Annotated in this window: 21 protein-coding genes; 9 read left to right on the top strand and 12 right to left on the bottom strand. The window is 69.7% G+C overall.

Features of this window, described 5'->3' with window-relative positions:
* Positions 1-54 precede the first annotated feature (54 nt).
* Complete coding sequence (gene ypfJ / locus DPV79_RS32225; RefSeq protein WP_113047355.1) at positions 55-936, bottom strand: KPN_02809 family neutral zinc metallopeptidase; 882 nt, start codon at positions 934-936, stop codon at positions 55-57.
* Positions 937-1,316: 380 nt separating this feature from the next.
* Between ypfJ and DPV79_RS32220 the strand changes: the two genes are divergently transcribed.
* The 5 genes from DPV79_RS32220 to DPV79_RS32200 all read left to right on the top strand — a co-directional run bounded on the left by DPV79_RS32220 (position 1,317) and on the right by DPV79_RS32200 (position 6,325).
* Entirely contained in the window at positions 1,317-2,108 is a 792-nt protein-coding gene (locus DPV79_RS32220) for an SDR family NAD(P)-dependent oxidoreductase (protein WP_059619257.1), read from the top strand.
* Positions 2,109-2,299: 191 nt separating this feature from the next.
* Positions 2,300-3,358, top strand: coding sequence for a LysR family transcriptional regulator (locus DPV79_RS32215; protein ID WP_060280467.1), 1,059 nt, complete (start codon positions 2,300-2,302; stop codon positions 3,356-3,358).
* A gap of 101 nt (positions 3,359-3,459) precedes the next feature.
* Positions 3,460-4,149 carry a DUF4286 family protein gene (locus DPV79_RS32210; protein ID WP_113047354.1) on the top strand — a complete coding sequence of 230 codons (690 nt, stop codon included), beginning with the start codon at positions 3,460-3,462 and terminating at the stop codon, positions 4,147-4,149.
* 48 nt (positions 4,150-4,197) lie between these two features.
* Complete coding sequence (locus DPV79_RS32205; protein WP_376698106.1) at positions 4,198-5,574, top strand: MFS transporter; 1,377 nt, start codon at positions 4,198-4,200, stop codon at positions 5,572-5,574.
* A 49-nt stretch (positions 5,575-5,623) separates the two neighbouring features.
* Positions 5,624-6,325: a DUF2848 domain-containing protein gene (locus tag DPV79_RS32200; RefSeq protein ID WP_059856151.1), complete on the top strand. Its 702-nt coding sequence runs from the start codon at positions 5,624-5,626 to the stop codon at positions 6,323-6,325.
* A gap of 428 nt (positions 6,326-6,753) precedes the next feature.
* Here DPV79_RS32200 and DPV79_RS32195 read toward each other — a convergent pair whose 3' ends face one another.
* On the bottom strand, positions 6,754-8,145 hold the full coding sequence (locus DPV79_RS32195) for an RtcB family protein (RefSeq protein WP_059649619.1): 1,392 nt from the start codon (positions 8,143-8,145) through the stop codon (positions 6,754-6,756).
* 132 nt (positions 8,146-8,277) lie between these two features.
* Complete coding sequence (locus DPV79_RS32190) at positions 8,278-9,261, bottom strand: NAD-dependent epimerase/dehydratase family protein (protein ID WP_059812867.1); 984 nt, start codon at positions 9,259-9,261, stop codon at positions 8,278-8,280.
* 98 nt (positions 9,262-9,359) lie between these two features.
* Here DPV79_RS32190 and DPV79_RS32185 point away from each other — a divergent pair, with 98 nt between their 5' ends.
* Positions 9,360-10,262, top strand: a complete 903-nt coding sequence (locus DPV79_RS32185) for a LysR family transcriptional regulator (RefSeq protein WP_060280462.1) — start codon at positions 9,360-9,362, stop codon at positions 10,260-10,262.
* A 279-nt stretch (positions 10,263-10,541) separates the two neighbouring features.
* On the opposite strand, the gene DPV79_RS32180 is transcribed toward DPV79_RS32185, so the two are convergent.
* Positions 10,542-10,862 carry a DUF7660 family protein gene (locus tag DPV79_RS32180; RefSeq protein WP_021158185.1) on the bottom strand — a complete coding sequence of 107 codons (321 nt, stop codon included), beginning with the start codon at positions 10,860-10,862 and terminating at the stop codon, positions 10,542-10,544.
* 73 nt (positions 10,863-10,935) lie between these two features.
* Complete coding sequence (locus tag DPV79_RS32175) at positions 10,936-11,808, bottom strand: LysR family transcriptional regulator (protein ID WP_059485416.1); 873 nt, start codon at positions 11,806-11,808, stop codon at positions 10,936-10,938.
* A 170-nt stretch (positions 11,809-11,978) separates the two neighbouring features.
* On the opposite strand from DPV79_RS32175, the gene DPV79_RS32170 reads away from it, so the two are divergent.
* Positions 11,979-13,439, top strand: a complete 1,461-nt coding sequence (locus DPV79_RS32170; protein WP_113047353.1) for an MFS transporter — start codon at positions 11,979-11,981, stop codon at positions 13,437-13,439.
* Positions 13,440-13,517: 78 nt separating this feature from the next.
* Here DPV79_RS32170 and DPV79_RS32165 read toward each other — a convergent pair whose 3' ends face one another.
* Both DPV79_RS32165 and DPV79_RS32160 read right to left on the bottom strand, forming a co-directional pair.
* Positions 13,518-13,709 carry an oxidoreductase-like domain-containing protein gene (locus tag DPV79_RS32165; RefSeq protein WP_081064653.1) on the bottom strand — a complete coding sequence of 64 codons (192 nt, stop codon included), beginning with the start codon at positions 13,707-13,709 and terminating at the stop codon, positions 13,518-13,520.
* A gap of 82 nt (positions 13,710-13,791) precedes the next feature.
* Positions 13,792-14,229, bottom strand: a complete 438-nt coding sequence (locus DPV79_RS32160; protein ID WP_059683958.1) for a hypothetical protein — start codon at positions 14,227-14,229, stop codon at positions 13,792-13,794.
* A 160-nt stretch (positions 14,230-14,389) separates the two neighbouring features.
* On the opposite strand from DPV79_RS32160, the gene DPV79_RS32155 reads away from it, so the two are divergent.
* Positions 14,390-14,812 carry a RidA family protein gene (locus DPV79_RS32155; RefSeq protein WP_113047380.1) on the top strand — a complete coding sequence of 141 codons (423 nt, stop codon included), beginning with the start codon at positions 14,390-14,392 and terminating at the stop codon, positions 14,810-14,812.
* Positions 14,813-14,884: 72 nt separating this feature from the next.
* Here the strand turns inward: DPV79_RS32155 and creD are convergent, their stop codons facing one another.
* From creD to DPV79_RS32130, 5 genes are all read right to left on the bottom strand, one after another.
* Positions 14,885-16,294 (bottom strand): cell envelope integrity protein CreD, encoded by a 1,410-nt coding sequence (gene creD, locus DPV79_RS32150; RefSeq protein WP_113047352.1) that lies wholly within the window; start codon positions 16,292-16,294, stop codon positions 14,885-14,887.
* A gap of 114 nt (positions 16,295-16,408) precedes the next feature.
* Positions 16,409-17,860: a two-component system sensor histidine kinase CreC gene (gene creC / locus DPV79_RS32145; protein ID WP_113047351.1), complete on the bottom strand. Its 1,452-nt coding sequence runs from the start codon at positions 17,858-17,860 to the stop codon at positions 16,409-16,411.
* A 15-nt stretch (positions 17,861-17,875) separates the two neighbouring features.
* Complete coding sequence (gene creB / locus DPV79_RS32140) at positions 17,876-18,586, bottom strand: two-component system response regulator CreB (RefSeq protein WP_027789482.1); 711 nt, start codon at positions 18,584-18,586, stop codon at positions 17,876-17,878.
* 85 nt (positions 18,587-18,671) lie between these two features.
* Positions 18,672-19,385 (bottom strand): SDR family NAD(P)-dependent oxidoreductase, encoded by a 714-nt coding sequence (locus DPV79_RS32135; RefSeq protein WP_113047350.1) that lies wholly within the window; start codon positions 19,383-19,385, stop codon positions 18,672-18,674.
* Between the two features lie 105 nt (positions 19,386-19,490).
* On the bottom strand, positions 19,491-20,399 hold the full coding sequence (locus DPV79_RS32130) for a sterol desaturase family protein (protein WP_113047379.1): 909 nt from the start codon (positions 20,397-20,399) through the stop codon (positions 19,491-19,493).
* Between the two features lie 786 nt (positions 20,400-21,185).
* On the opposite strand from DPV79_RS32130, the gene DPV79_RS43485 reads away from it, so the two are divergent.
* Positions 21,186-22,028, top strand: an 843-nt coding sequence (locus DPV79_RS43485; RefSeq protein ID WP_113047378.1) for a hypothetical protein, incomplete at its 3' end; no start/stop codon positions are given.

Raw genomic sequence — 22,028 nt, 5'->3', positions numbered from 1 at the left:
TGCAACCCCTGCAACCGGAACGATAAAGGCGCGCGACGACGCGCGCGCCGCGTGTCAGCGCGCGTTCGACGCGAACGTATCGCAGGCGCTCAGTTCGCCCGATTCCATCCCGCGCCGCAGCCAGTACACGCGCTGGTCGCTGGTGCCGTGCGTGAAGCTCTCCGGCACCACGTCACCCTGCCCTTGCTGCTGCAGCCGGTCGTCGCCGATCGCGGCGGCCGCCTTCAGCCCCTGCTCGAAATCGCCGGGTTCCATCAGCCGCTGGTTCGCGCGCTGCGCGTTGTTCGCCCATACGCCGGCAAAGCAGTCGGCCTGAAGCTCCATCCGTACCGACAGCGCGTTCGAGTGCGCCTGGCTCGCCCGCCGGCGAGCGGCGTCGACCTTGTCGGAAATGCCGAGCAGGTTCTGCACGTGATGGCCGACTTCATGCGCGACCACGTAAGCCTGCGCGAAATCGCCGCCCGCGCCGAAACGCTGGCGCAGCTCGTCGTAGAAACCGAGATCGATATACACCTTGCGGTCGGCCGGGCAATAAAACGGCCCCATCGCCGTCTGGCCCGTGCCGCATGCGGTCGGGGTCGAGTTCGTGAACATCACGAGCGTCGGCGGCTGATATTGCGCATGCAGCTGGGTATTGAACACACCCGTCCACGTGCGCTCGATATTACCGAGCACCTTGCGCGTGAACACCGCGCCCGGATCGTTCGCCGGCACGCCCTGCCGCTGCGTGGGCGCGGGCTGCGCCTGCTGCTGGCGGCCCTGCAGCGCCGATGCGCCTTCGAGCACCACGCGGGGGTCGATCCCGAAGAAATACGACGCGGCGAACGCGATCACGATCGTGCCGATGCCGATCGTCGCGCCCCGCCCGCCGCCGAACCCGCCGGCGCCACGGCGATCCTCGACGTTCGTGCTTTCCCTTTCGTCGTCCAGCCTCATAACCGGCCCTCCCTGTTCCTGTCGATGGCCCGCGCGCAGGCGCGCAACCGGGCGATATGTTGTGTTGTCGCGGCACGATCGTTCGGCAGAGGCCACGCCTGCGTGCCGGGATCGCCAGCCCGCCGCTCCGCTCGCACGACGGAATCGGCCGGCCGACGCACCGCGCGTCGATACGCGGCTCGCCCGCGCTATTCTGCCGGGCTTTCGTGACTTATCGCAAAAATGGGGAGGATAGTGCGATTCGGCGCCGGACATCGTCAGCCTTTGCAAAATGGCCAGCGCACGCCCCGGATGCCGCCCGCGTTCATCCTTTCGGCTGATACCGGCGTTCGCGGGCCCCGCCTAAAGTGACCGGAAACCACCCCTTTCCGGAGCACGACATGACACACCCGCCCCCACGCACGATCGCGATCACAGGCGCCGGCACCGGCATCGGCGCCGCGTGCGCGCGCCGCTTCGCACGCGGCGGCGACCGCGTCGTGCTGATCGGGCGGCGCCAGGCGCCGCTCGACGCGCTGGCCGCCGAAACAGGCGGCCTCGCGCTTGCCGGCGATGCCGCGAGCGCCACCGACTGGGCCCGCTTCCTGCCGCGCATAGCCGAACGCGTCGGCCGCGTCGACGCGCTCGTCGCATGCGCGGGCGGCCACGGGCTCGGCCGCGCGGACGAAACCGACGACGCGCAGTGGCGCGACGCCATGCACGCGAACCTCGACACCGCGTTCGTGAGCGCGCGCGCGTGCCTGCCCGACCTGATCGCGCAGCGCGGCAGCATCGTGCTGGTCGCGTCGATCGCCGCGCTCGCGGCCGGGCCCGGCGTGTGCGGCTACACGGTCGGCAAGCATGCGCTGCTCGGGCTCGCGCGGTCGCTCGCGCGCGACTACGGGCCGCACGGCGTGCGGGCGAACGCGGTATGCCCCGGCTGGGTCCGCACGCCGATGGCCGATGCGGAGATGGAACCGCTGATGTCGGCGCACGGCGACACGCTCGACGGCGCGTATACACGCGTCAGCGCCGACGTGCCGCTGCGCCGCGCGGCCGACCCGGACGAGATCGCGGCCGTGTGCGCGTTCCTCGCATCGCCGGACGCGTCGTTCGTGACCGGTGCGACGCTCGTCGCGGACGGCGGCGCGATGGTCGTCGACGTGCCGACGCTCGCGTTCGGCACGCTCTGATGCGCGCGGGCACGCCGCCCGCGTAACCCTTCGTTGCACCAGGCGCGTCGTGCGTGCCCGCCGGCACGCCGCCGCCCGTCCGCTCCCCACGACGCGCACCGCGCCGCCCGCGCGTTTCCCTGCACCGAAAATCCGCTACCATCGACCGGTCCCGCCGCCCCGCCCGGCACCGCCTCACGTTTCGGACTTCGATGAACATCCGGTTTCTTGAAACCTTCGTCTGGCTCGCGAAGCTGGAAAATTTCCGGCTCACGGCCGAAAAGCTGCACACGACGCAGGCCGCCGTGTCGAGCCGCATCGCGTCGCTGGAGGAAGCGTTCGACGTGCGCCTGTTCGACCGCAACACGCGCTCGGCCACGCTCACGCCCGCCGGGCGCCGCATGCTCGCGTACGCGGAGCGGATCGTGCGGCTCGACGGCGAAATGCGGCGCGACATCGACGCGGCGAGCGACGCCGGCCTGATCCGGATCGGCGTGATCGAATCGATCGTGCACAGCTGGTTTCCCGCGCTGATGGCGCAACTGCGCGAGCGCTATCCGCGACTCGACGTCGAGATCACGAGCGACACGACGCTGCACCTGATCCGCCTGCTCAGCACCGACGGCGTCGACCTGATCCTGCAGACCGACCCGGTGCCGGGCCCCGACTTCACGAACCTGCCGCTGTGCGAATTCCCGGTGCGCTGGGCGGCCAGCCCGCGCCTCGGGCTCGGCGGCCAGCCGCTCGACGTCGCGCGCCTGGCTGAATTCCCGATCATCAGCTTCTCGCGCCACTCGGGGCCGCACGCGACGATCGAACGGCTGTTCGCGGCCGTCGAGCGGCCGGCCAGCATCAACTGCATCACGTCGGTCGCCGCGATGATCCGCCTCGTCGCCGACGGCTTCGGCGTGGCCGCGCTGCCGCCCGCGATCATCGGGCGCGAACTGCACGAAGGTGCGCTGGAACTGCTCGACGTCGAACCCGAATTCCCCGCGCTGCCGCTCGTCGCGACGTACCGCAGCCAGGGCCTGCCGGTGGCCGCGCGCATCGCGGAACTGGCCAGTGAAGTCGCACGCGCGATGCCGGCCGCCGCAAGCCACGCCAAGCCGGCGAAGGTGACACCGACACCGACCACGGCCGATCGCACGGACGGCACACCCGCCCGCCCCGCGACGAAGGCAACAGCCAAAACACCGGCGAAAGCGAAACGCACGACGCCGTCCGCACCGCCCGCCACGTCCCCCGCGAAACGCCGCCCGCGCCGCTCATAAGAAAACCTGTTCACCGCGAATTTGTTTTCTTGTTGGACGGGCACGGCCCGTCTTCGGGACACTGCGGTTCCTGACACGCCCCCCGTCACGAGGAACCCGCGATGACCCGCTTTTCCCTTCCGCACGGCCAGCTTTGCGTCTGGACGGATATCGACCCCGCGCACGAAGCCGATTTCAACGCGTGGTACGACCGCGAGCACATGCAGGAACGTGTCGCGATTCCGGGCTTCACGCATGCGCGGCGCTTTCGCGCGACCGATCGCGGCCCGCGCAAGTACCTCGCGCTGTACGTGACGGACGCGCTCGACGTGTTCCACGGCGATGCGTACCGGCGCGCGTTCACGCAGCAGACCGCATGGTCGCTCGCGAACTTCGAGCGCATGACGGGCACGCAGCGGCGCGTCGGCGAACTGACGATCGAGGCCGGCGACGGCGAAGGCGCGCATCTCGCGCTGTTCGTGCTGCCGCCGGATCGCATCGACGTGCCGCACCTGCGCGAACGCTTCGACGACGTGCTGCACGAACCGGGCATCCATGCCGCACGGCTTTTTCGCACCGCGCCCGACCTGTCCGCACCGATCGGCGCCGATGCGGCCGCTCGCCCGGCCGCCGACGCGCTCGTGCTGATCGAAGGCAGCGATGCGGCCGCGACGCGACGCGTGGCCGCCACGCTCGCCGGCCACGACGACGTGCGCACCTTCGCGCTGCTGTGGCGCGCCGCCGCGCCGCTGCATGCGGCACGCGGCGCCGTCGACACCGAGCCAGCCGCCGCCGCCGCGCTGCCGGCCTGATCGCCTGCGCCGGCCGCCTGCGCCGGCCGCCCACGCCGGTCGCCCCGCATGCGCGCGGCACGCCCGCGCATCGGCCCGGCGCTCCATCCCGTTCCCCGTCACGACAGGCCCGACACCATGAGCACTCTCGCCCAGCCCGCCGCCCACGCGCCCCGCCGCGTCCGCAACAGCCGACTCGCGACCGCGAGCATGATCGGCACGTCACTCGAGTGGTACGACTTCACGATCTACAACACGCTCGCCGCGCTCGTCTTCAACCACCTGTTCTTCCCTTCGGTCGATCCGCTGGCCGGCACGATCCTCGCGTTCTCGACCTATGCGGTCGGCTACGTGTCGCGCCCGCTCGGCGGTTTCGTGTTCGGCAATCTCGGCGACCGCATCGGCCGCCGCGCGGTGCTGATGCTCACGCTCGTGCTGATGGGCGTGACGACCGCGCTGATGGGGGCGCTGCCGACTTATGCGCAGGCCGGCATCCTGAGCCCGATCCTGCTCGTCGCGCTGCGCTTCGTGCAGGGCGTCGCGCTCGGCGGCGAATGGGCCGGCGCGGTGCTGCTGTCGGTCGAGCACGGCGACCAGAAGCGGCGCGGGTTGTCCGCATCGTGGACGCAGATCGGCCCGTCGTTCGGCACGCTGCTCGGCACCGGCTGCATCGCGCTCGTGACGCTGTCGACCACGTCCGGGGACTTCCTGTCGTGGGGCTGGCGCGTGCCGTTCGCGGCCAGCGCGCTGCTCGTCGTGTTCGGTTTCTGGCTGCGGCGCGGTGTCGACGAAACGCCGCAGTTCGAACAGCTCGCCGAATCGCACGCGACCGCCGAGGTGCCGGTCGCGGACGTGCTGAAGTACCACTGGAAGCGCCTGCTGATCGCGGGCGGTTCGCGAATCGGTTCGGACGTGCTGTATGCGCTGATCGTCGTGTTCACGCTGACCTACGTGACGACCGTGCTGCACCTGTCGCGCCCCGTCGCCCTGACGGCCGTGATGATCGGCACGGCCTGCAACGCGCTCGCGGTGCCGTTCTTTGGCGCGCTGTCGGATCGCTTCGGCCGCCGGCCCGTCTATCTCGCCGGCGCGCTCGCCGGGATCGTGTGGGCGTTCGTGTTCTTCGCGATGCTCGATTCGGCGCGCCCGGGCGCGATCGTCGCGGCCGTCGCGATCGGCCTGGTGATCCACGCGGTGATGTACGGCCCTCAGGGCGCGTTCGTGACCGAGCAGTTCCCGACCCGCGTGCGCTATGCGGGCTCGTCGCTCGCGTACACGCTCGCCGGCATCGTCGGCGGGGGTTTCGCGCCGCTCGTGATCGCCACGCTGTTCCGGCAGACCGGCACGACGACGGCCGTGTCGCTGTACGTCGCCGCCGCGCTCGTCGTCACGTCGATCGCGCTCCTCGTCGCGCGCGAAACCGCGCACCGGCCGCTCGCGGATTGAGCACCGCCGCGAGTCGCTCCCTTCCTTCGGACTTCAAACGGAAACCCGCATGCAAACCCTGTCGTTCAACGTGATTTCCCGGCACCCCGCACCGGCCACCGTCGACGTCGAGATCGAGCGCGTCGTGATCGCCGGCTGGGCCGGCCGCGATCCGGCGGCGATCCGCGCGCATATCGACGAACTCGCGGCGCTCGGCGTTGCGCCGCCGTCGACCACGCCCTGCTTCTATCGCGTGTCGGCCGCGCTGCTCACGCAGGCGCCGTCGATCGGCGTGCTCGGCGCGCGCTCGGGTGGCGAGATCGAATGCGTGCTGGTCGACAGCCCGGCCGGCACGCTCGTGACCGTCGGCTCCGACCATACGGATCGCGAGGTCGAGGCCTACGGCGTCGCGGTGTCGAAACAGGTGTGCGCGAAGCCGCTCGGTCGCGACGCGTGGCTTTATGCGGATGTTGCCGATCACTGGGATGCGATCGAGATGCGTGCGTGGCTGATCCCGCGCGATGGCGAGCGCACGGCCTACCAGCACGGCGCGGTCAGCGGCCTGCTCGCGCCCGACGTGCTGTGGCATCGCTTCGACGATCGCCGCACGATGCCCGCGCGCTGCGCGATGTATGGCGGCACGGTCGCCGTGCATGGCGCGATCGCGGCGATGGGCGACGGCGATGCGTTCGAAATGGAACTGCACGATCCGGTGCTCGGGCGCAGCCTTCGGCACCGCTATGCGGTGGAGGTGCTGCCGGTCGTCGCGTGACGGGCCACGAGGCATCGCGGGACACACGGGCACGACGGCGCTCCGTCGCCTCGCCCGCCCCGGTTAGTACGGCTGAAAACAGTGATAGTCCGGGAAGTTGACCTGCGAGTTGTCGCAATACAGCACACCCACCAGGTTGGTGCACCCGCTCAACGCGAACATGATTGCCCCCGCAACCGACACTTTCCATCCGACATGCAGCATTGCACCCCCGGTTTCGCTTTCTCGACGTTGCCGCCATGATGCTCACCGGACGCGCCCGGGTATGTGGAGAATTGTTGTCCCGCGGGTTCGTCGGTTCACCAGGACGCTTTCCCGTGCTCATACCCATGCCCGGGCAAAACCGCGGCCCGGGAAAGCGGACGACGTATCGCCCGCCCCGGCGCAAGCCGCGGCGGCGGCCGGCGTGCGCGCCGCCCCGCCGCTCGTCATGCCTTGAACGTGACCCACGGCTTCAACCGGACCGCGCTGCGAATAAGGCCGGCCTGTTCCTGCGCGTCGATCACGGGCCCGATCGGCTTGTAGGCTTCCGGCGCTTCCTCGATGCGGCGCTCGTCGCGCAGCGTCACACAGCGCCACGTGCCCGGCGCCTGCTCCGCGCGCATCCGCCGCACCGCCTGCCGGCGCACGCTGCGGCCGGCGCCGTGGCTGCACGACCACAGCCAGTCGGGATGACCGAGCCCCGTCGCGAGAAACGACGCATCGCCCATCGATCCGGGAATCAGCGCGAGATCGCCGTCGCGAGCGGGGGTCGCCCCCTTGCGATGGATGTTCATCCCGTTTTCGCGCAGCACGACGTTGTGCGGCACGTCGACCACGAGTGCCGAACGGGTCTCGCCGGTGAGCTCCGCCAGTTCCTTGCGAACCATCTCGGCAAGCACGACACGGTTGAGCCACGCATAACGCGCGGCGGTGCCCATCGCGACGAGATAGTCGCGCGCCAGCTCGCCGGAAAGGCCGTACAGGCCGCTTTCCGGATGCCTGACGCCCGCCGGCCATGCCGCGCGCGCCCGGTCCATCCAGCGTCGCCCGACGTAGAAGCCGACATCGCGCGAACCGCTGTGGATCATCACGACGACGTCGTCCTTCGCGAGTCCCGCCCGGTAGGCCGCGTGCCGGTCGAGCACGGCGTCGACCACCTGCAGTTCGACGAAATGATTCCCCGAGCCCGGGGTGCCGAGGCAAGGGTCGCGGAATACCTCGCGCGACCCGACATGCGCGTCGGGCGCGTATTTCGCGCTGCCGTCGAACCGGTCGAGGCCGATGCACGACGACAGTTCGTCGATGAGCCGGTCGCGGTCGACGTGCGCCCAGAGCCCCTGCGGCGCGACGCGATCGACGAATGCCGCCGGGCCCGCGTCGAACAGCGCGCGGAAGGCATCGCTGCCGACCGGCACGTCGCGCCGGTCGGCGAGAATCGCGCGCGTCAGCCGCTCGACGAGCGCCGTCTCGAACGGCGCGAGCGCCGAGCGCTTGAGGCCCGTGGTGACGAGACGCATCCCGCAGTTGATATCGGTGCCGATCGCGGCGGGAATCACGAACGCGTCGTCGGTCGCGACGATCGAGCCGACGGGCGCGACCCCGCCCGGATGAAAGTCCGGCGTCGCGCAGGCCTTGCATACGCGCTGATGGCCATCCGGCGAACGGACGGCCGCGAACGCGAGCAACTGCTGGACGGCCTTCTCCTCGAGCGGGAGCGAAGCGGGCAACAGGACGGACGCCTGCGCCAGTTCATTGCGCAGGTGATAGATGCCGGCGTGATGGTCGACACGGATGCCTTGCCGTTGCAAGGCCTTTTTTAAACGAGGAAAGGTAGACATCGCTGCTGAAAATGAAAAAGGTACGACGCGACCTCCGGCATTCCGGCGGTCGTGGGTACCTTCCTGCAGCAGCGTCGAGGAAGGGAGCGCGGATCATAGCAGAACGCGATTGCGTTCGCGCGCCCCCGTTGCTCACTTGAGACACCCGAGCCCCGCCAGCGTCGCCTCGATCGCGGTATCGAGCGGCGTGACCGGCTCGCGGCCGAGCACCGCGGTCACCCGCGTGTTGTCCAGCCGGATCGGCTCGCGCCACAGGTAGCGCATCTCGAGCAATTCGCGCAGCGTCGTGACGAACGGCGCCGCGACCCACACGAACCACCACGGGAATTTGCGCACCGTCGGACGCAGCCCGTGCCGCTGCGCGACGCGGCGCACGGCCTCCGCCATCTGCGTGCCGTCCGCGTCCCAGTGCCCGCCGAGGTGAAAACGCGCGAACGGTTCGAGCGTGTCGCGCCGCTCGATCAGCTCGACCATCGTGCGCGCGGCGTCCGGCACATACGACCACTGATGCCCGACGCCGTCCCGCCCCGGCACGCTGATGGCCGCAACCGGCTGCCCGGCCTTGACGAGCCCCGCCGCAAACCAGCTGTTGCCGGTGAGCCTCGGGCCGAAGAAATCGCCTGCGCGCACGATGATCGTGCGAACGCCATGCGCGGCCGCATCCTGCAGCCGGCGCTCCAGTTCGACGCGGATCGCGCCCTTGCGCGTCGACGGATGCTGCGGCGCATCTTCGTGCAGCACCGGAAACGCATCGGCGCCGTAGTTGTACACCGTGCCCGGCAGCACGACGGTGGCCTGCTCCGCCTGCGCCGCCGCGATCGTGTTGTCGATCATCGGCAGCACCTGCCCGGCCCAGTTCCGGTAGCCGGGCGGATTCACCGCGTGCACGATCACGCTGCACCCGCGCGCGGCCCGGACGACCGCGTCGCGGTCCATCGCGTCGCCGCGCATCCATGCGATGCCGTCGCGCTCCACGGTGTCGGCATCGAGCCCGCGCTTCAGCGCGCGCACCTGCCAGCCCGCATCGCGCAGCTGCCGCGCGACTTCCCCGCCAATCCCGCCGCTTGCGCCGAGCACGAGTGCCTGCCGTTGCGTCCCGCCTGCGTGGTTCGTCATTGCCGCTCTCCTTGAATGAACCGTCATGACACGCATTCTGGCGCGCCGGAGGCTATCAAGGAATTGCCGAACACAATGGATCGGCTATACATTTATGCATGACCACCGATCTGAACTGGGAACGCTACCGCACCTTCCTTGCCGTGCTGACGGAAGGCTCGCTGTCCGGCGCGGCACGGGCGCTCGGCATCACGCAGCCGACGGCCGGCCGCCACGTCGCGGCACTCGAGGCCGCGTTCGGCCAGACGCTGTTCACGCGCTCGCCGTCCGGCCTGCTGCCGACCGAGGCGGCGCTCGCACTGCGCGGCCATGCAGAGGCGCTGCGCAGCGCGGCCGCCGCGTTCGAGCGGGCGGCCGCGAGCCACGGCGCCGGCGTGCGCGGCATCGTGCGGATCTCGGCCAGCGACGTGATCGCCGTCGAAGTGCTCCCGGCGGTTCTCGCGCAATTGCGGCGCAACCATCCGGGGCTCGTCATCGAGCTGGTGCCAACTGACCGCATCCAGGACGTGCTCAAGCGCGAGGCCGACATCGCGGTCCGGATGGCGCCGCCCGCGCAGGAGGCGCTCGTGGCGCGGCGCATCGGCGAAATCGATGTCGCGCTGTATGCGCGCGACGACTACCTGGCGCGCAACGGGGCGCCCGCGACGATCGACGAACTCGCGCATCACGCGCTGATCGGCTTCGACACGGTCACGCCGTTCATCCGCTCGGCGGGCCGCGGCATGCCGATGTGGAAGCGTGACGCATTCTCGCTGCGCACCGACAGCAACCTGGCGCAGCTCGCGATGATCCGCGCCGGCTACGGAATCGGCTTCTGCCAGACCGGGCTCGCGAAACGGGACGCGCGGCTCGTGCGCGTGCTGCCGGACGGGCCCGCGATGCAGCTGGAAACGTGGGTCGTGATGCACGAGGACCTGCGCACGAACCCGCGCTGCCGTGCGGTGTTCGATGCGCTGGCCGACGGGCTGCGTGCGTATGTGAACGGCGAATCGGCCGAATAGGCGGTTGGGCGGTTGGGCGGTTGGGCGGTTGAGCCGTTGAGCCGTTGAGCCGTTGAGCCGTTGAGCCGTTGAGCCGTTGAGCCGTTGAGCCGTTGAGCCGTTGAGCCGTTGAGCCGTTGAGCCGTTGAGCCGTTGAGCCGTTGAGCCGTTGAGCCGTTGAGCCGTTGAGCCGTTAAGCCGTTGAGCCGTTAAGCCGTTGAGCCGTTAAGCCGTTGAGCCGTTGAGCCGTTGGGCGATTCGCAGCGGCGAAGGTAAAGCAAACGAATCGCCCGAGCGGCGCTATTCGTAGCTTTTCCCGGCGAACAGGATGTCCGCCATGCGCCGCCACGGATTGTCGGGCAGGTCGTAGTAGCGCAGCCCTTCCTCCGATGCCTCGGCCCAGTCGACCATCGCGTCCAGGTACTCGCCGATCGAGTGGTTTTCCCAGCCGAGCGCGGCGCGCGCATACGGCGACGGCGGCAGGTCGGCCTCGAGCTGCCGCTCCATGCTCCAGTCGTGGCCGAGCACGCGCAGGAAGTGGATCAGCGAGCGTTCGTCGACCACGCGCTCCAGCGCATCCTGCAGCTTCGCGGCCATCTGGCGTTGCAGTTCGTCGTTCATTTTTTTCTCCTGGCGCGCCTCTCAGGTACGCGCCGCCGCGCATCGCGCGGCCCGGTTCCACGGTTCCTCGGTTCTACATCAGCAATTGCCGCGACAGCACCTCGCGCGCCTGCGTGACGGTTTCGCGTTCGCCCGGCATCGGCGGCGTCAGCGAAAACACCGCATCGGGCAGCGGCGGCAGACGGTATTTCGCGCCGAGCCGCATCATGCCCTCGCCGATCGCCGACGCGCACAGGCAGCCCACACCGAGCCCCGCCGCCAGCATCGACTGCAGCCCCGCGACCCCCGACGCGCTGTGCACGAGCCGGTACGGCATATGCCGCTCGTCGAGCGCGCGCACCGCGACCTGATGCATCATGCAGTCGTCCGGCAGCAGCACGAGCGGCAACGGCTCGGGCAGTTGCTCGGCGAGCGCGGGCGACGCGACCCACGACAGCGGCTCGCGCCGCAGCACCCAGCGCGTATCGGCCGACGCCGGCCGGAACGGCCCGCTCGACAGGTTCATCACCACGCCGAGATCGACCTGCCCCCGCGCATGCGCCGCCTCGATGTCCGCGCTCTTCATCGCGCTGACGTGCAGGCTCAGTTGCGGGTAGCACTCCCGCAGCCGGGCCAGCAGGCCCGCGACTTCGTTGGTCCGGTAGTAATCGGTGATCGCGACGCGCAGCTCGCCCTTGATCGCCTGCCCGCGCACTTCGTCGAACGCGGCCTCGTTCAGCGCGACGATGCGCCGCGCGTGCTGCAGCAGCCGCGAGCCGGCCGGGGTCGGCTCGACGCCGCGCTTGCTGCGCACGAACAGCGGCACGCCGGCGCGCGATTCGAGCTTGCGCACCTGCTCGCTGACCGTCGACTGCGACAGGTGCAGCAGCGGTGCGGCGGCCGTCAGGCTGCCGGCATCCGCGACCGCCGCGAAAGTACGCAACTGATCCAGGTCGAAACCGCGCATCGCCCTTCTCCATCCATCGAATAACCCGATGGATGCTACCACCAATTCCCGCTTTTCCGATTCATTGCCACCGCCCAGAATGGGGGTCAATCGCCCGCCCCCGGCCGAACCGGCGCTCACGACGCCGCGTCCGGCCGGGATACGGCCCTTGTTTCTTCGGACTGGTTTCCATGACCCACGACACCCTTGCCCCCTGCGGCCCGGCCGGCACGGCCGCCGCGGCGACACCGCGCAGCCACCACGGCTGGGCGCTGGTGGTCCTGCTGGTTGGCGCGATTTTGCCGCCGCTCGACTACTTCATTGTGAATCTGGCGCTACCGGCCATCCGCGACGGCATCGGCGCGCGCCCGGCCGAGCTGCAGCTCGTCGTGTCGGCATACGCGTGCGCGAACGCCGTCGTGCAGATCACCGGCGGCCGGCTCGGCGACCTGTACGGCCGCAAGCGCATGTTCATGATCGGGATGGCCGGCTTCGTCGTCGCGTCGACGCTGTGCGGGGTCGCCGGCAGCGGCGCGGTGCTGGTCGGCGGCCGCGTGCTGCAGGGCTTGTTCGCCGCGATCCTCGCGCCGCAGGTGCTCGCGACGATCCGCAGCGTGTTCAGCCCGCAGGAGCAGGTGCGCGTAATGGGCTTCTACGGTTTCGTGTTCGGCCTCGCGGCCGTGATCGGCCAGCTCGGCGGCGGTGCGCTGATCAGCCTGCATCCGTTCGGGCTCGGCTGGCGCGCGATCTTCCTCGTCAACCTGCCGATCGGCATCCTGGCGCTGATCGGCAGCTGGCGCTTCATCCCGGAAAGCCGGCCGCCGCGTGGCCAGCGCATCGACGTGCCCGGCATGGCACTGCTGTCGCTGTTCCTGCTGATGCTCGTCTACCCGCTCACGCACGGGCGCGAGGCCGGCTGGCCGCTCTGGATGGTCGCGTGCCTCGTCGGCGCGCTGCCGATGCTCGGCGCGCTGCTGGCGGTCGAGGCGCGCCGTCTCGCGGGCGGCCACGATCCGCTGCTCGACGTGCGCCTGTTCCGGAACCCGGTCGTCGCACTCGGGCTCGTGCTGGCGTTCCTGTTCTATACGCTGAGCGCGTTCTTCCTGAGCTACGGGATCTATCTACAGGGCTGCCTGAACTGGTCGCCGCTCGCATCGGGGCTCGCGATCCTGCCGCTCGGGCTCGGCTTCCTGTCGAGCCCGCTGCTGATGCCGCGACTCGTCGGCCGGTTCGGCGGCTATCGCGTGCTCACGCTCGGTTTCGCGATGCTCGCGGCCGGCGTCGCGACGGCCGCCGCGCTCGCCGGTGCGGCCGCGCCGGGCCCCGGCTTCTACGTGGGGATCGCGGCGATCGGTGTCGGCCAGGGCCTCGTGCTGCCGTCGGTCGTGCGGATCGTGCTTGCGGAAGTCGATACCGCGCGCGCGGGCGTGGCGTCCGGCATGGTCACCGCGATGCTGCAGATCGGCGCGGCCGTCGGCGCGGCGACGCTCGGCGGCGTGTTCTTCGCCCGGCTCGGCACGCATCCGGCCGCGCTCGATTATGTGCAGGGCTTCAGAACGTCGATGTTCGCGCTGACGGCCGTGCTGCTCGCGTGCATCGCGCTGTCGGCCATGCTCGGGCCGCTGCATCGGCGGCTGCATGCGGGCGCGTGACGCGGAACCGGCGCGCACTGCCGGCGCGGCTCGAGACGCGCGGCAAATACACACCGCTCGCCTGCATCGGGCGTGTCGTCATGGCTTGGGCTGCGCGTGCCGCGCTTCCCACTCCGCCAGTTCGACGCGATAGCGCGCCAGTGCTTCGTCGTACAGGTCGAAAACGCACGGCGAACAACCGCTGTTGCAGCAGTCTTCCAGTTCGGGTTGTACGGGCGGGGTCGGACGCGGATCGTCGATGGACGGATCGGTGGGGGCAGGCGTGGGCACGGCGAAAATCGAATGGCGGAAAAGCTCGAGTATAAGTGGATGCCGCCCGGCCTGTCGGCGGTGACAGCCGGCACGCGCCGCGTCACATCCCCAGGATCGTCACCTGGTCGTGGCGAAGCCGAACTTCGCGTGTCCACGCGTCGACTTCCGCGATCACGCCGGCCAGCGCGGCGCAGCTTGCGTCGAGACGCGCGACGAAAGCCTGCCGCGATCCGCTGAAAATGAAACCGAGCCGGTCGAGCGCGTCGGTACGCTGCGCGGCGTTGCCGAGCCTCCTGCCCGTGTCGGCCAGTTCGGCGACGATCGCAAGCCAGTCGGCCATGCCGACGGCGTTGAACGTGTAATGGTCGTAGTCGGGGATCTGCCGCGCGATTGCCGCCTCGAGCAGCCCGAACACTTCCTCGTCGAAGAACAGCGACCCGGCATTCCAGCAGGTGCGCGCATACGGCCCGCCCATGAGTTCGACGTACGCGGTGCCGTCGAGCGCCGCACGATCCTTGATGACGCGGATATCGTCCATGTGTGTCGTCGTGATCGCGGAACAACGCCCCATGCGTCGCCGCGCGTTCATCCATAATGGCGCGATTGTCGACGAAGCGCGCGGTGCTGTCGACGGCGTGCCCCCGTTGCGCGGCCGCTCGCCGCAAGCCGTGCAGCCGCCGCCCCACAGGAGCCGCGTGATGGCCGAAGCAGTGAATCCGCCGGAAGTCTGGGCGCCGTTCGGCGCGTTCTCGATGGCCGTGATCGAGGGCGACGGCCGGATCGTGCATCTGAAGGGGCAAGTGGCGCTCGACCGCGACGGCCGGGTGGTCGGCCACGGCGACATGCGCACGCAGGTGCGGCAGACGCTCGACAACATCCGCGCCGTGCTCGCCGCGATGGGCGGGCAGATGCAGGACGTGATCTCGCTCGTCCACCATGCGACCGACATCGATGCCTTCATGCAGGCCGGCGACATCCGCAACACGTATTTCGCCGCGCCCTATCCGGTGACGACGACCGTCCAGGTCGAACGTCTCTACCATCCCGACCTGCTGATCGAGATCACCGCCATCGCCGAAATTCCGCTCGCGCGTTTTCGCCGGCCCGCACCGCGCGCGTGAAGCGCGGCTGTCCCGCGCCGGACGACGCGCCGGCCGTCGCATTGCCGACCGGCGCGCTCGCCACCCGCGTGCCTACTTCGCCTGCGCGCCCGGCTTCACGGCGCCCGCGGCCGCCTTGTCGGCCAACGGTTGCCACGCGGCGCCGAGCGAATACCAGTCGACGCGGCGCGTGAGCGTCATGATGCCGGCGAGGATCGCGAACAGCAGCAGCGAACCGAGCATCAGCGCGTTGTCTTCCGACAGCAGCAGCCCGTAGAGCGCCGCGTACAGCACCGCGAGCAGCGCCGAGAACACCGCGCCGCGCTTCACGCTGTGCAGCACGAACGACAGGTAGAAACCGAGCAGCCCGATGCATGCACCGCTCGCCGCGAGATACGCATACGCGAACGCGATGTGTTCGGAGAGGCTCAGCAGCAGCAGGAAGAACAACGCGAGCGACAGGCCGACCAGCGCGTACTGGATCGGGTGAATGCGCAGCCGCTTCACGAGTTCGTACATGAAGAAGCTCGCGAACGTGAGCATCACGAACAGCGCGCCGTACTTCGTCGCGCGTTCGGCCTGCAGATAGACGTTCACGGGTTCGATCATCGATACCGACGCCGTTTCGATCGCGCCTTCCCCGTTGCCGGTCGCGATCTGCTCGCGCGCCTTCGTGTTGAACGACGTCACGCGCCAGTTGCCGGTGAAGCCGCGCGCATCGACCGTGCGGTTGTTCGGCAGGAACGCGCCGTCGAAACTCGGATGCGGCCACGTCGACTTCAGCGAGAAATCGTTCTGGTCGCCCACCGGCGCGAACGCGACGGACTCCGCGCCCCGCAGCGGCATGTCGATACTGAACGGCACGACCGCTCCCGCGCCCGCGCCTGCTCCCGCGCCTGCTTCGGCCAGCGCCGCGAGGTCGACGTTCGCGTGCACACCCTGGCGCAGGCTGTCCAGCCGCGTGCCCTGCTCCACGTCGAAACGCGCGCCGCCGATACGCACGTCGGGTTGCGCGGTCAGCCCGCGAATGTCGCCGATGCCGATCGCGACATAGGCGTTGTCGACCTTGAAGCTCACGTGGCCGTCCGCCTGCGGCAGCTTCTTCAGGTCCGGCAACGCCAGCGTGCCGGTCAACCGGCTCGTCAGTTCGTACACCAGCGCCTTGTGGATGCCGCGATAGCGGACGCTGGTCGTCAACGTGCCGTCGACGTTCAGCGTCTTCGGAAACACGAGCAGGCGCTTCGTCTCGCTTCTCAGGCTCGTCTTCGTCGCGCCGCCGGCGGGCGTCTCGTCGCGCACGCGCGTGACTTCCGTGTAAGGCACGACGAGCACGGGCCCCGACACCGTCTGCGGCCCCGCATAGCTCGACCAGATGCTCTGCAGCGCGTCCATGCGATACGCGGAGCGTTCGTGCACGATGCTTTGCACCATCTGCAGCGGGATCAGGATCAGCAGCGCAAGCAACGCGGTGATCACGAATTTGAACAACAGGACTCGATTCATGGCCGACAGGTACCGGAGTAAAAGGTACCGCCAGCATGCGCCGGCCCGGTGAAGGGCGATTGAAGCCGGTGTGAAGCGAATGTGGGGCGAATGTGGGGCGAACGTGAAGCGCGGTCAGGCCGCCGACGGCAGCGTGAGCGTCGCGCACGCGCCGCCTTCGTCGCGGTTCGCGAGCGCGACCTGGCCGCGGTGCAGCATCGCGACCTCGCGGACGAAACACAGCCCGAGGCCCGTGCTGCGATCCTGCCCGTCGGGGCGCGGCAGCGAATAGAAGCGCTCGAACACGCGCGCCAGTGCGTAGTCGGGCACGCCGGGGCCGTCATCGGCAACGCGCACGATCGCGACGTGCGCCCTGCCCGCCGGCTGCCGTTCGAGCGCGATGCGGATCGTGCTGCCCCGCGGCGCGAAATCCAGCGCGTTGTCGAGCAGGTTGCCGAGCGCCTGGCGCAGCAGGAACGGATCGCCTTCGACGACCGCCGGGTCGGCCGCGTCGTGCGCGTCGATCGCCAGGTTCACGCCGCGCTGCCGCGCGCGCGGCTCGATATCGTCGACGAGCTGTTCGAGCACCGGCCGCAGCGCGACCGGTTCGCGCACCGACAGCCGCTGCTTCTGTTCGACTTCGGCGAGCGCGAGCAGCTTGCGGATCATCTGTTCGAGGCGGCCGGCCTGGCGGCGGATGTTCTCGGTGAAGCGACGGCGGTTCGCAACCGGCATGTCTTCCTGCAGCAGTTCGGCTGCACCGCTGATCGCCGCCAGCGGGCTTTTCATCTCGTGCGTGAGCGTGTGGATGTAGTTCTCGACGTACTGCCGGTCCTCCAGCCGCTGATGCATGCTTTCCACCGCGCGCCCGAGCTCGGCCAGTTCGCTCGCGCCCTGCAGCGGCATCTCGGCCCGCTCGCCCGCCGCAATCGCGCGCGCATAGCGCTGCAGGCGACGCAGCCCGACCACCAGCCACCAGGTGCACGCGACGCCGATCAGGATCGCGCCGCCCATCAGCAGCGCGCCGTACAGCATGATCTTGCGCTGGCTGCGCACGATGAACGGCGCGACCGTCTGGTTCGGCTTCGCGATCGTCAGTACGCCGATGATCTCGTTGCCGCGCCGGATCGGTGCCGCCACGTGCATCACGGTGCTGCTGTCGTCGTTCGGATCGCTGCGCGTGCTGCGCGCGCCGTATTCGCCGCGCAGCGTCCGGTACACGTCGTTCCAGCGCGAATAGTCCTGCCCGAGCGCGCGGCCGGTCGAGTCGTAGCGCACGATGCCGTGCGCGTCGGTGATGTAGAGGCGGTAGCCGATCACGTTCTTCTGCACGCCCCACACGTTCGCGCTGACCGGGCGTTCGTGAAGTTGCGCGAGCTGCCGCGCGAAAGCGCCGTCGGCGATATGGCCGCTGGCCATGTCGTCGGCGGCCAGCGTCGCGAGCACTTGCGCGGTATCGACGAGGGTGTCCTCCATCGCCTCGCGCACGCCGGGCTTCACCTCCTGCACGAACACGCGCAGCGTGATCAGCGCGGCCAGCCCGACGATCAGGAAAAAGCCGAAGAAGATGCGCAGGCCGATATGCATGGGCGGTGCCGGTCGTTACGGTTGCAGCGAATAACCCATCCCGCGATGGGTGCGGATCGGGTCGCGCTCGGGGTCGATCGCGCGCAGCTTGGCGCGCAGCGTCTTGATGTGCGTGTCGACCGTGCGGTCGGCCGAATCGAAGGCCTCGTGCCACACGAGATCCATCAGCTGCTCGCGTGAATAGATGCGCCCGGGATGCCGGACCAGCAGCGCCAGCAGCCCGAATTCGTAGCGCGTGAGATCCAGTGCGTGGCCGAGCCACGACACGCGCGCGCCATCGGTATCGACCGTGAAGCCCGGCGCGGTCGTCGCGGCGGGTGCCGGCGCGGGCGCGGGTATCGATTCGGGGGCGGCCGCCCGGTGGAAACGCCGCAGGATCACGCGCACCCGGGCCGCCAGCTCGCGTGGCGAAAACGGCTTGACCACGTAATCGTCGGCACCGATCTCGAGCCCGACGATCCGGTCGATTTCGTCGTGCCGCGCCGTGAGGAAGATCACCGGCACGTCGGAGAACGTGCGCAGCCGCCGGCATACCTCGAAGCCGCTGAGGTCCGGCAGGCCGACGTCGAGCACGACGAGGTCGAAGCGCGCATCGCGCAGGCGGTCGAGCGCCGCCTGCCCGAGGGTGCAGTGGACGGTCTGCATGCCGTCGGTGCCGAGGGCGTAGACGATCGTGTCCGCGATCGCCACTTCATCTTCGACGATCAGGATATGGGGCTGATGCATGGTCTCGGGCTGGGCTCGCGTGGGTCCGGTGCGCCATTGTACGCACGGCCGGCCGCCGCGCGAGCGCGAGCCCGTGCCCGCCGGACTACGCGACGCGGCCGGTCACCGGAATCGACGCGCCGGTGATCGCCTGCGCGTCGGCGGACAGCAGGAACCCGATCGTCGCCGCGATCTGTTCCGGCCGCACCCAGCGCGAGAAATCCGCGCCCGGCATGTCCGCGCGGTTCGGCGGCGTATCGATGATGCTCGGCAGGATCGCGTTCACCGTCACGCCACGGTCGAGCAGTTCGGCCGCCAGCGCCTCGGTGAGCCGCGCGACGCCGGCCTTCGCGGCCGCATAGGCGCCCATTCCCGCGCCGGCCTTGAACGCCGCGCCCGCGCCGATGTTGACGATACGCCCGGCCGGGTTCGCCAGCAGGTGCGGCAGCGCGGCCTTCGATGCGTTCAGCGCGGTCTTCACGTTCAGTTCGTACATGCGGTCCCACGTGGCGGCGTCGCCGTCGGCGATCGTCTGCCACACGAATGCGCCCGCGATGTTCAGCAGCGCGTCGACCCGGCCGAATTCGCGCTGCACGGTATCGAGCGCCCGCGCGGCGGCCTGCGGATCGACCAGATCGATGCCGCCGATGCGCAGCGCGTCGGCCGGCACACCGGGCAGTGCCTCTGCCGCCGGGGCCGCGCCGCGGCCGATCAGCGCGACGCGTGCGCCGCGCGCGCCGAGCCACGCGGCCGTCGCGACGCCCAGATGGCCGAACCCGCCGGTGATCGCGACTGCGTTGCCTTTGAAATCGTGTTCCATCGATGTTTTCTCCTGGATCGAGGGTTGCCTGATGATGCGTATTGCATGGGTCATGCCGGCCGCGGCACGCATGCGCGGCCGGCAATTCGACACAGCGTAGCGCGTTCACGCATCCGTGCGCACGGCGACGAGGCTGCGGCGGCGCAGTTCCTCCGTCGTTTCGCCCTGGTTGTCCGGGCGCCAGCCCGGCGGCAGCAGCACGAAGCGGATCGCCGTCCACGCGTCGCGGGCCGTCGCGACGTCGCGGGCGAGACTCATCCAGTGTTCGAGTTCGACGACGAACGGATTGCGCGAACGGGTCGGCGTGACGAGGCCGAAACGGCACGGCTCGTCGGCGCGCTCGGCGACATAGGTGCCGAACAGCCGGTCGAACACGATCAGCACGCCGCCGTAGTTCGCATCGAGGTAGTCGAGGTTCGACGCATGGTGCACGCGGTGCGCGGACGGCGTATTGAACACGTATTCGAGCCAGCCGAGTTTCGGCATCCACGTGTTGTGCAGCCAGAACTGGTACATCAGGTTGAACGACAGGATCGCGAGCACGGCTTCCGGACGCACGCCGAGCCATACGAGCGGCGTGAAGAACATCGCGGCGCCGGCGATCTTGCCGGTCCAGCCGAGGCGAAATGCGGACGACAGCGTCAACTGGTTCGGCGAGTGATGCACCGCATGGGTCGACCAGAAGAAGCGCACGCGGTGTGACGCGCGGTGATACCAGTAGTAGCAGAACTCCTGGCCGACGAACACGAGCAGCGCGAGCGCGACGCTGTGGAGCGGGATCGTGAAGAGCCGGTGCGTCCACGCGAAATCGAACACCGGCGTGGCGAGCGACAGCGGCACCAGCGCGAGCAGCTTGCGGCCCGCGAGGTCGGCGAGCGACAGCCATACTTCGTTCCAGTCGAACGGTTCGGGCCCGCGGGCGCGGCGCCAGGTGAGCACCGCCGCCTCGACGAGCGAGACGGCGACGATGAAGAGCGTGACGTAGTACGCGAGCTTTCCGGTGGTCGTGAGCATGATGGGTCGTTCCTTCGGTTGAGTCGGACGCGTCATGAGCGGCACGGGCCGCCATCGCGTCGGATTGAACGCACTGTAGTGGGCGCGGAACGGAAAGACCACGCGGGAAATATGTCGCCGTATGTCGCGGTACGTCGCGGTCGGCGGCATTCAGGTGATGCGCGGCGGTCACATGCGCTTGTCGACTGGAGCCGGGCCGGTTCGCGGTGGCGCGTGGGCATCTCCGGCGGGAAATGTGTCGCCGCATGTCGTGACGAAGGCGGCCGACAGTGTGCAAGACATGACAATGACACGGGCCAATGGACAAGCCTGCGCGACAGGCGAGCACAGTCGTTACCAGTCGGAAGCCGATTCTTCGGACGGTATGCGACGGCGGACGATTCCCTTCATGTTTCGTAGAAGCCGGTTCCGGTCGCATGTGGCGTACCGCATGCGTTCAACTGCATGCGTTCAATTCGCGCGACGTGGCTCGACACGGCGCACGCACGGATCGGCCCGCAAATATGTCGCCGCATGTCGCCGCGACACGGTTTCGCGCCGCGCACGCCACGTTCCGCCCCGCGCCGCCGCCCTCCGCCTTCACGCGATCGCACTGCCGGCAGCCTTGCCCGGCGCGGCATGCCCGCGATCGGCGCGGCCGGCGCACGCATTCGTCGTACCTCGAAACAGCACGACACGTGTAACACCGCGACATCTTTTATGACGCGACGGGCGCGTGTCGTCGCCCTAAAGTTCGTTCCGTCGCCACGCCACCGCGTGCACCGAAACGAACCGCAAGGACACCCGATGAAAACCCGCTTCCTCATCACCGCCGCCGCACTCGCCCTCGCCTGCGCGCCGGCCTTCGCCGGCTGGTCCGGCCACGGCACCGCGTACACCCCGCGCGGCACCTACAACGGCGCGCACGCCGGTTCGTGCGGCGGCGGCAGCTGCTCGCATGCGGGCGGCGTGATCGGCCCCGGCGGCGGGATCGCGACCAATACCGGCACCGTCACGCGCACCGCGCCCGGCCAGTTCTCGAACAGCGGCACGGCCGTCGGCCCGAACGGGCGCTCGGTGAAACACAGCGGCGACACGAGCTGCGCGGACGGCACCTGCTCGCATACCGGTTCGCTCACGGGCTCGGACGGACACAGCGCCACGACATCGGGCAGCGTGACGCGCAACGGCCCGGGCCAGTATGCGTCGAGCGGCACGATCACGGGATCGAACGGCAATACGGCCAGCCATACGGCGTCGACGAATTGCGCAGGCTCGACCTGCTCGCGCTCGGGCACCGTGACGGGCACCGACGGCGCAAGCGTCACGCATTCCGGCAGCGCGACGCGCGTGGCGCCGGGCGTCGTGACGACGTCGGGGGGCTCGACGATCGTACACGGCGGCACCGTCTCGACCGGCGGCACGACGGTGATCCACGGCAGCACGGCGGCAGGCGGCGCGGTCGTCGTGGCCGGCGGGACGGTGCCGGTTCCTGCCGCGGTGCCCGTGCCCGTCGCACCGCCTCCGCCCGCTGCGGTGGTCGTGACGCCCCCGCCGCCCGCCGCCACGGTCGCTGTCGCGGCACCGGCACCTGCCGCCGTCGTGGTCACGCCCCCGCCGCCCGCGCCGGCCGCCGTCGTCGTCACGCCC

It is taken from the genome of Burkholderia reimsis (assembly GCF_003294055.1).
In the GTDB taxonomy this organism is placed as follows: domain Bacteria; phylum Pseudomonadota; class Gammaproteobacteria; order Burkholderiales; family Burkholderiaceae; genus Burkholderia; species Burkholderia cepacia.
Note: the sequence above shows the minus strand (reverse complement) of the source record. Positions and strands in the feature narration are given on the sequence as shown.

Coding starts and splice junctions, on each gene's coding strand:
- DPV79_RS32190 (WP_059812867.1), bottom strand. CDS start 9,261: ATGACGAACCACGCAGGCGGGACGCAACGGCAGGCACTCGTGCTCGGC.
- DPV79_RS32220 (WP_059619257.1), top strand. CDS start 1,317: ATGACACACCCGCCCCCACGCACGATCGCGATCACAGGCGCCGGCACC.
- DPV79_RS32135 (WP_113047350.1), bottom strand. CDS start 19,385: ATGGAACACGATTTCAAAGGCAACGCAGTCGCGATCACCGGCGGGTTC.
- DPV79_RS32155 (WP_113047380.1), top strand. CDS start 14,390: ATGGCCGAAGCAGTGAATCCGCCGGAAGTCTGGGCGCCGTTCGGCGCG.
- DPV79_RS32160 (WP_059683958.1), bottom strand. CDS start 14,229: ATGGACGATATCCGCGTCATCAAGGATCGTGCGGCGCTCGACGGCACC.
- DPV79_RS32180 (WP_021158185.1), bottom strand. CDS start 10,862: ATGAACGACGAACTGCAACGCCAGATGGCCGCGAAGCTGCAGGATGCG.
- creD (WP_113047352.1), bottom strand. CDS start 16,294: ATGAATCGAGTCCTGTTGTTCAAATTCGTGATCACCGCGTTGCTTGCG.
- creC (WP_113047351.1), bottom strand. CDS start 17,860: ATGCATATCGGCCTGCGCATCTTCTTCGGCTTTTTCCTGATCGTCGGG.
- DPV79_RS32210 (WP_113047354.1), top strand. CDS start 3,460: ATGACCCGCTTTTCCCTTCCGCACGGCCAGCTTTGCGTCTGGACGGAT.
- DPV79_RS32195 (WP_059649619.1), bottom strand. CDS start 8,145: ATGTCTACCTTTCCTCGTTTAAAAAAGGCCTTGCAACGGCAAGGCATC.
- ypfJ (WP_113047355.1), bottom strand. CDS start 936: ATGAGGCTGGACGACGAAAGGGAAAGCACGAACGTCGAGGATCGCCGT.
- DPV79_RS32205 (WP_376698106.1), top strand. CDS start 4,198: ATGCGCGCGGCACGCCCGCGCATCGGCCCGGCGCTCCATCCCGTTCCC.
- DPV79_RS32130 (WP_113047379.1), bottom strand. CDS start 20,399: ATGCTCACGACCACCGGAAAGCTCGCGTACTACGTCACGCTCTTCATC.
- DPV79_RS32185 (WP_060280462.1), top strand. CDS start 9,360: ATGACCACCGATCTGAACTGGGAACGCTACCGCACCTTCCTTGCCGTG.
- DPV79_RS32215 (WP_060280467.1), top strand. CDS start 2,300: ATGAACATCCGGTTTCTTGAAACCTTCGTCTGGCTCGCGAAGCTGGAA.
- DPV79_RS32200 (WP_059856151.1), top strand. CDS start 5,624: ATGCAAACCCTGTCGTTCAACGTGATTTCCCGGCACCCCGCACCGGCC.
- DPV79_RS32170 (WP_113047353.1), top strand. CDS start 11,979: ATGACCCACGACACCCTTGCCCCCTGCGGCCCGGCCGGCACGGCCGCC.
- DPV79_RS32175 (WP_059485416.1), bottom strand. CDS start 11,808: ATGCGCGGTTTCGACCTGGATCAGTTGCGTACTTTCGCGGCGGTCGCG.
- creB (WP_027789482.1), bottom strand. CDS start 18,586: ATGCATCAGCCCCATATCCTGATCGTCGAAGATGAAGTGGCGATCGCG.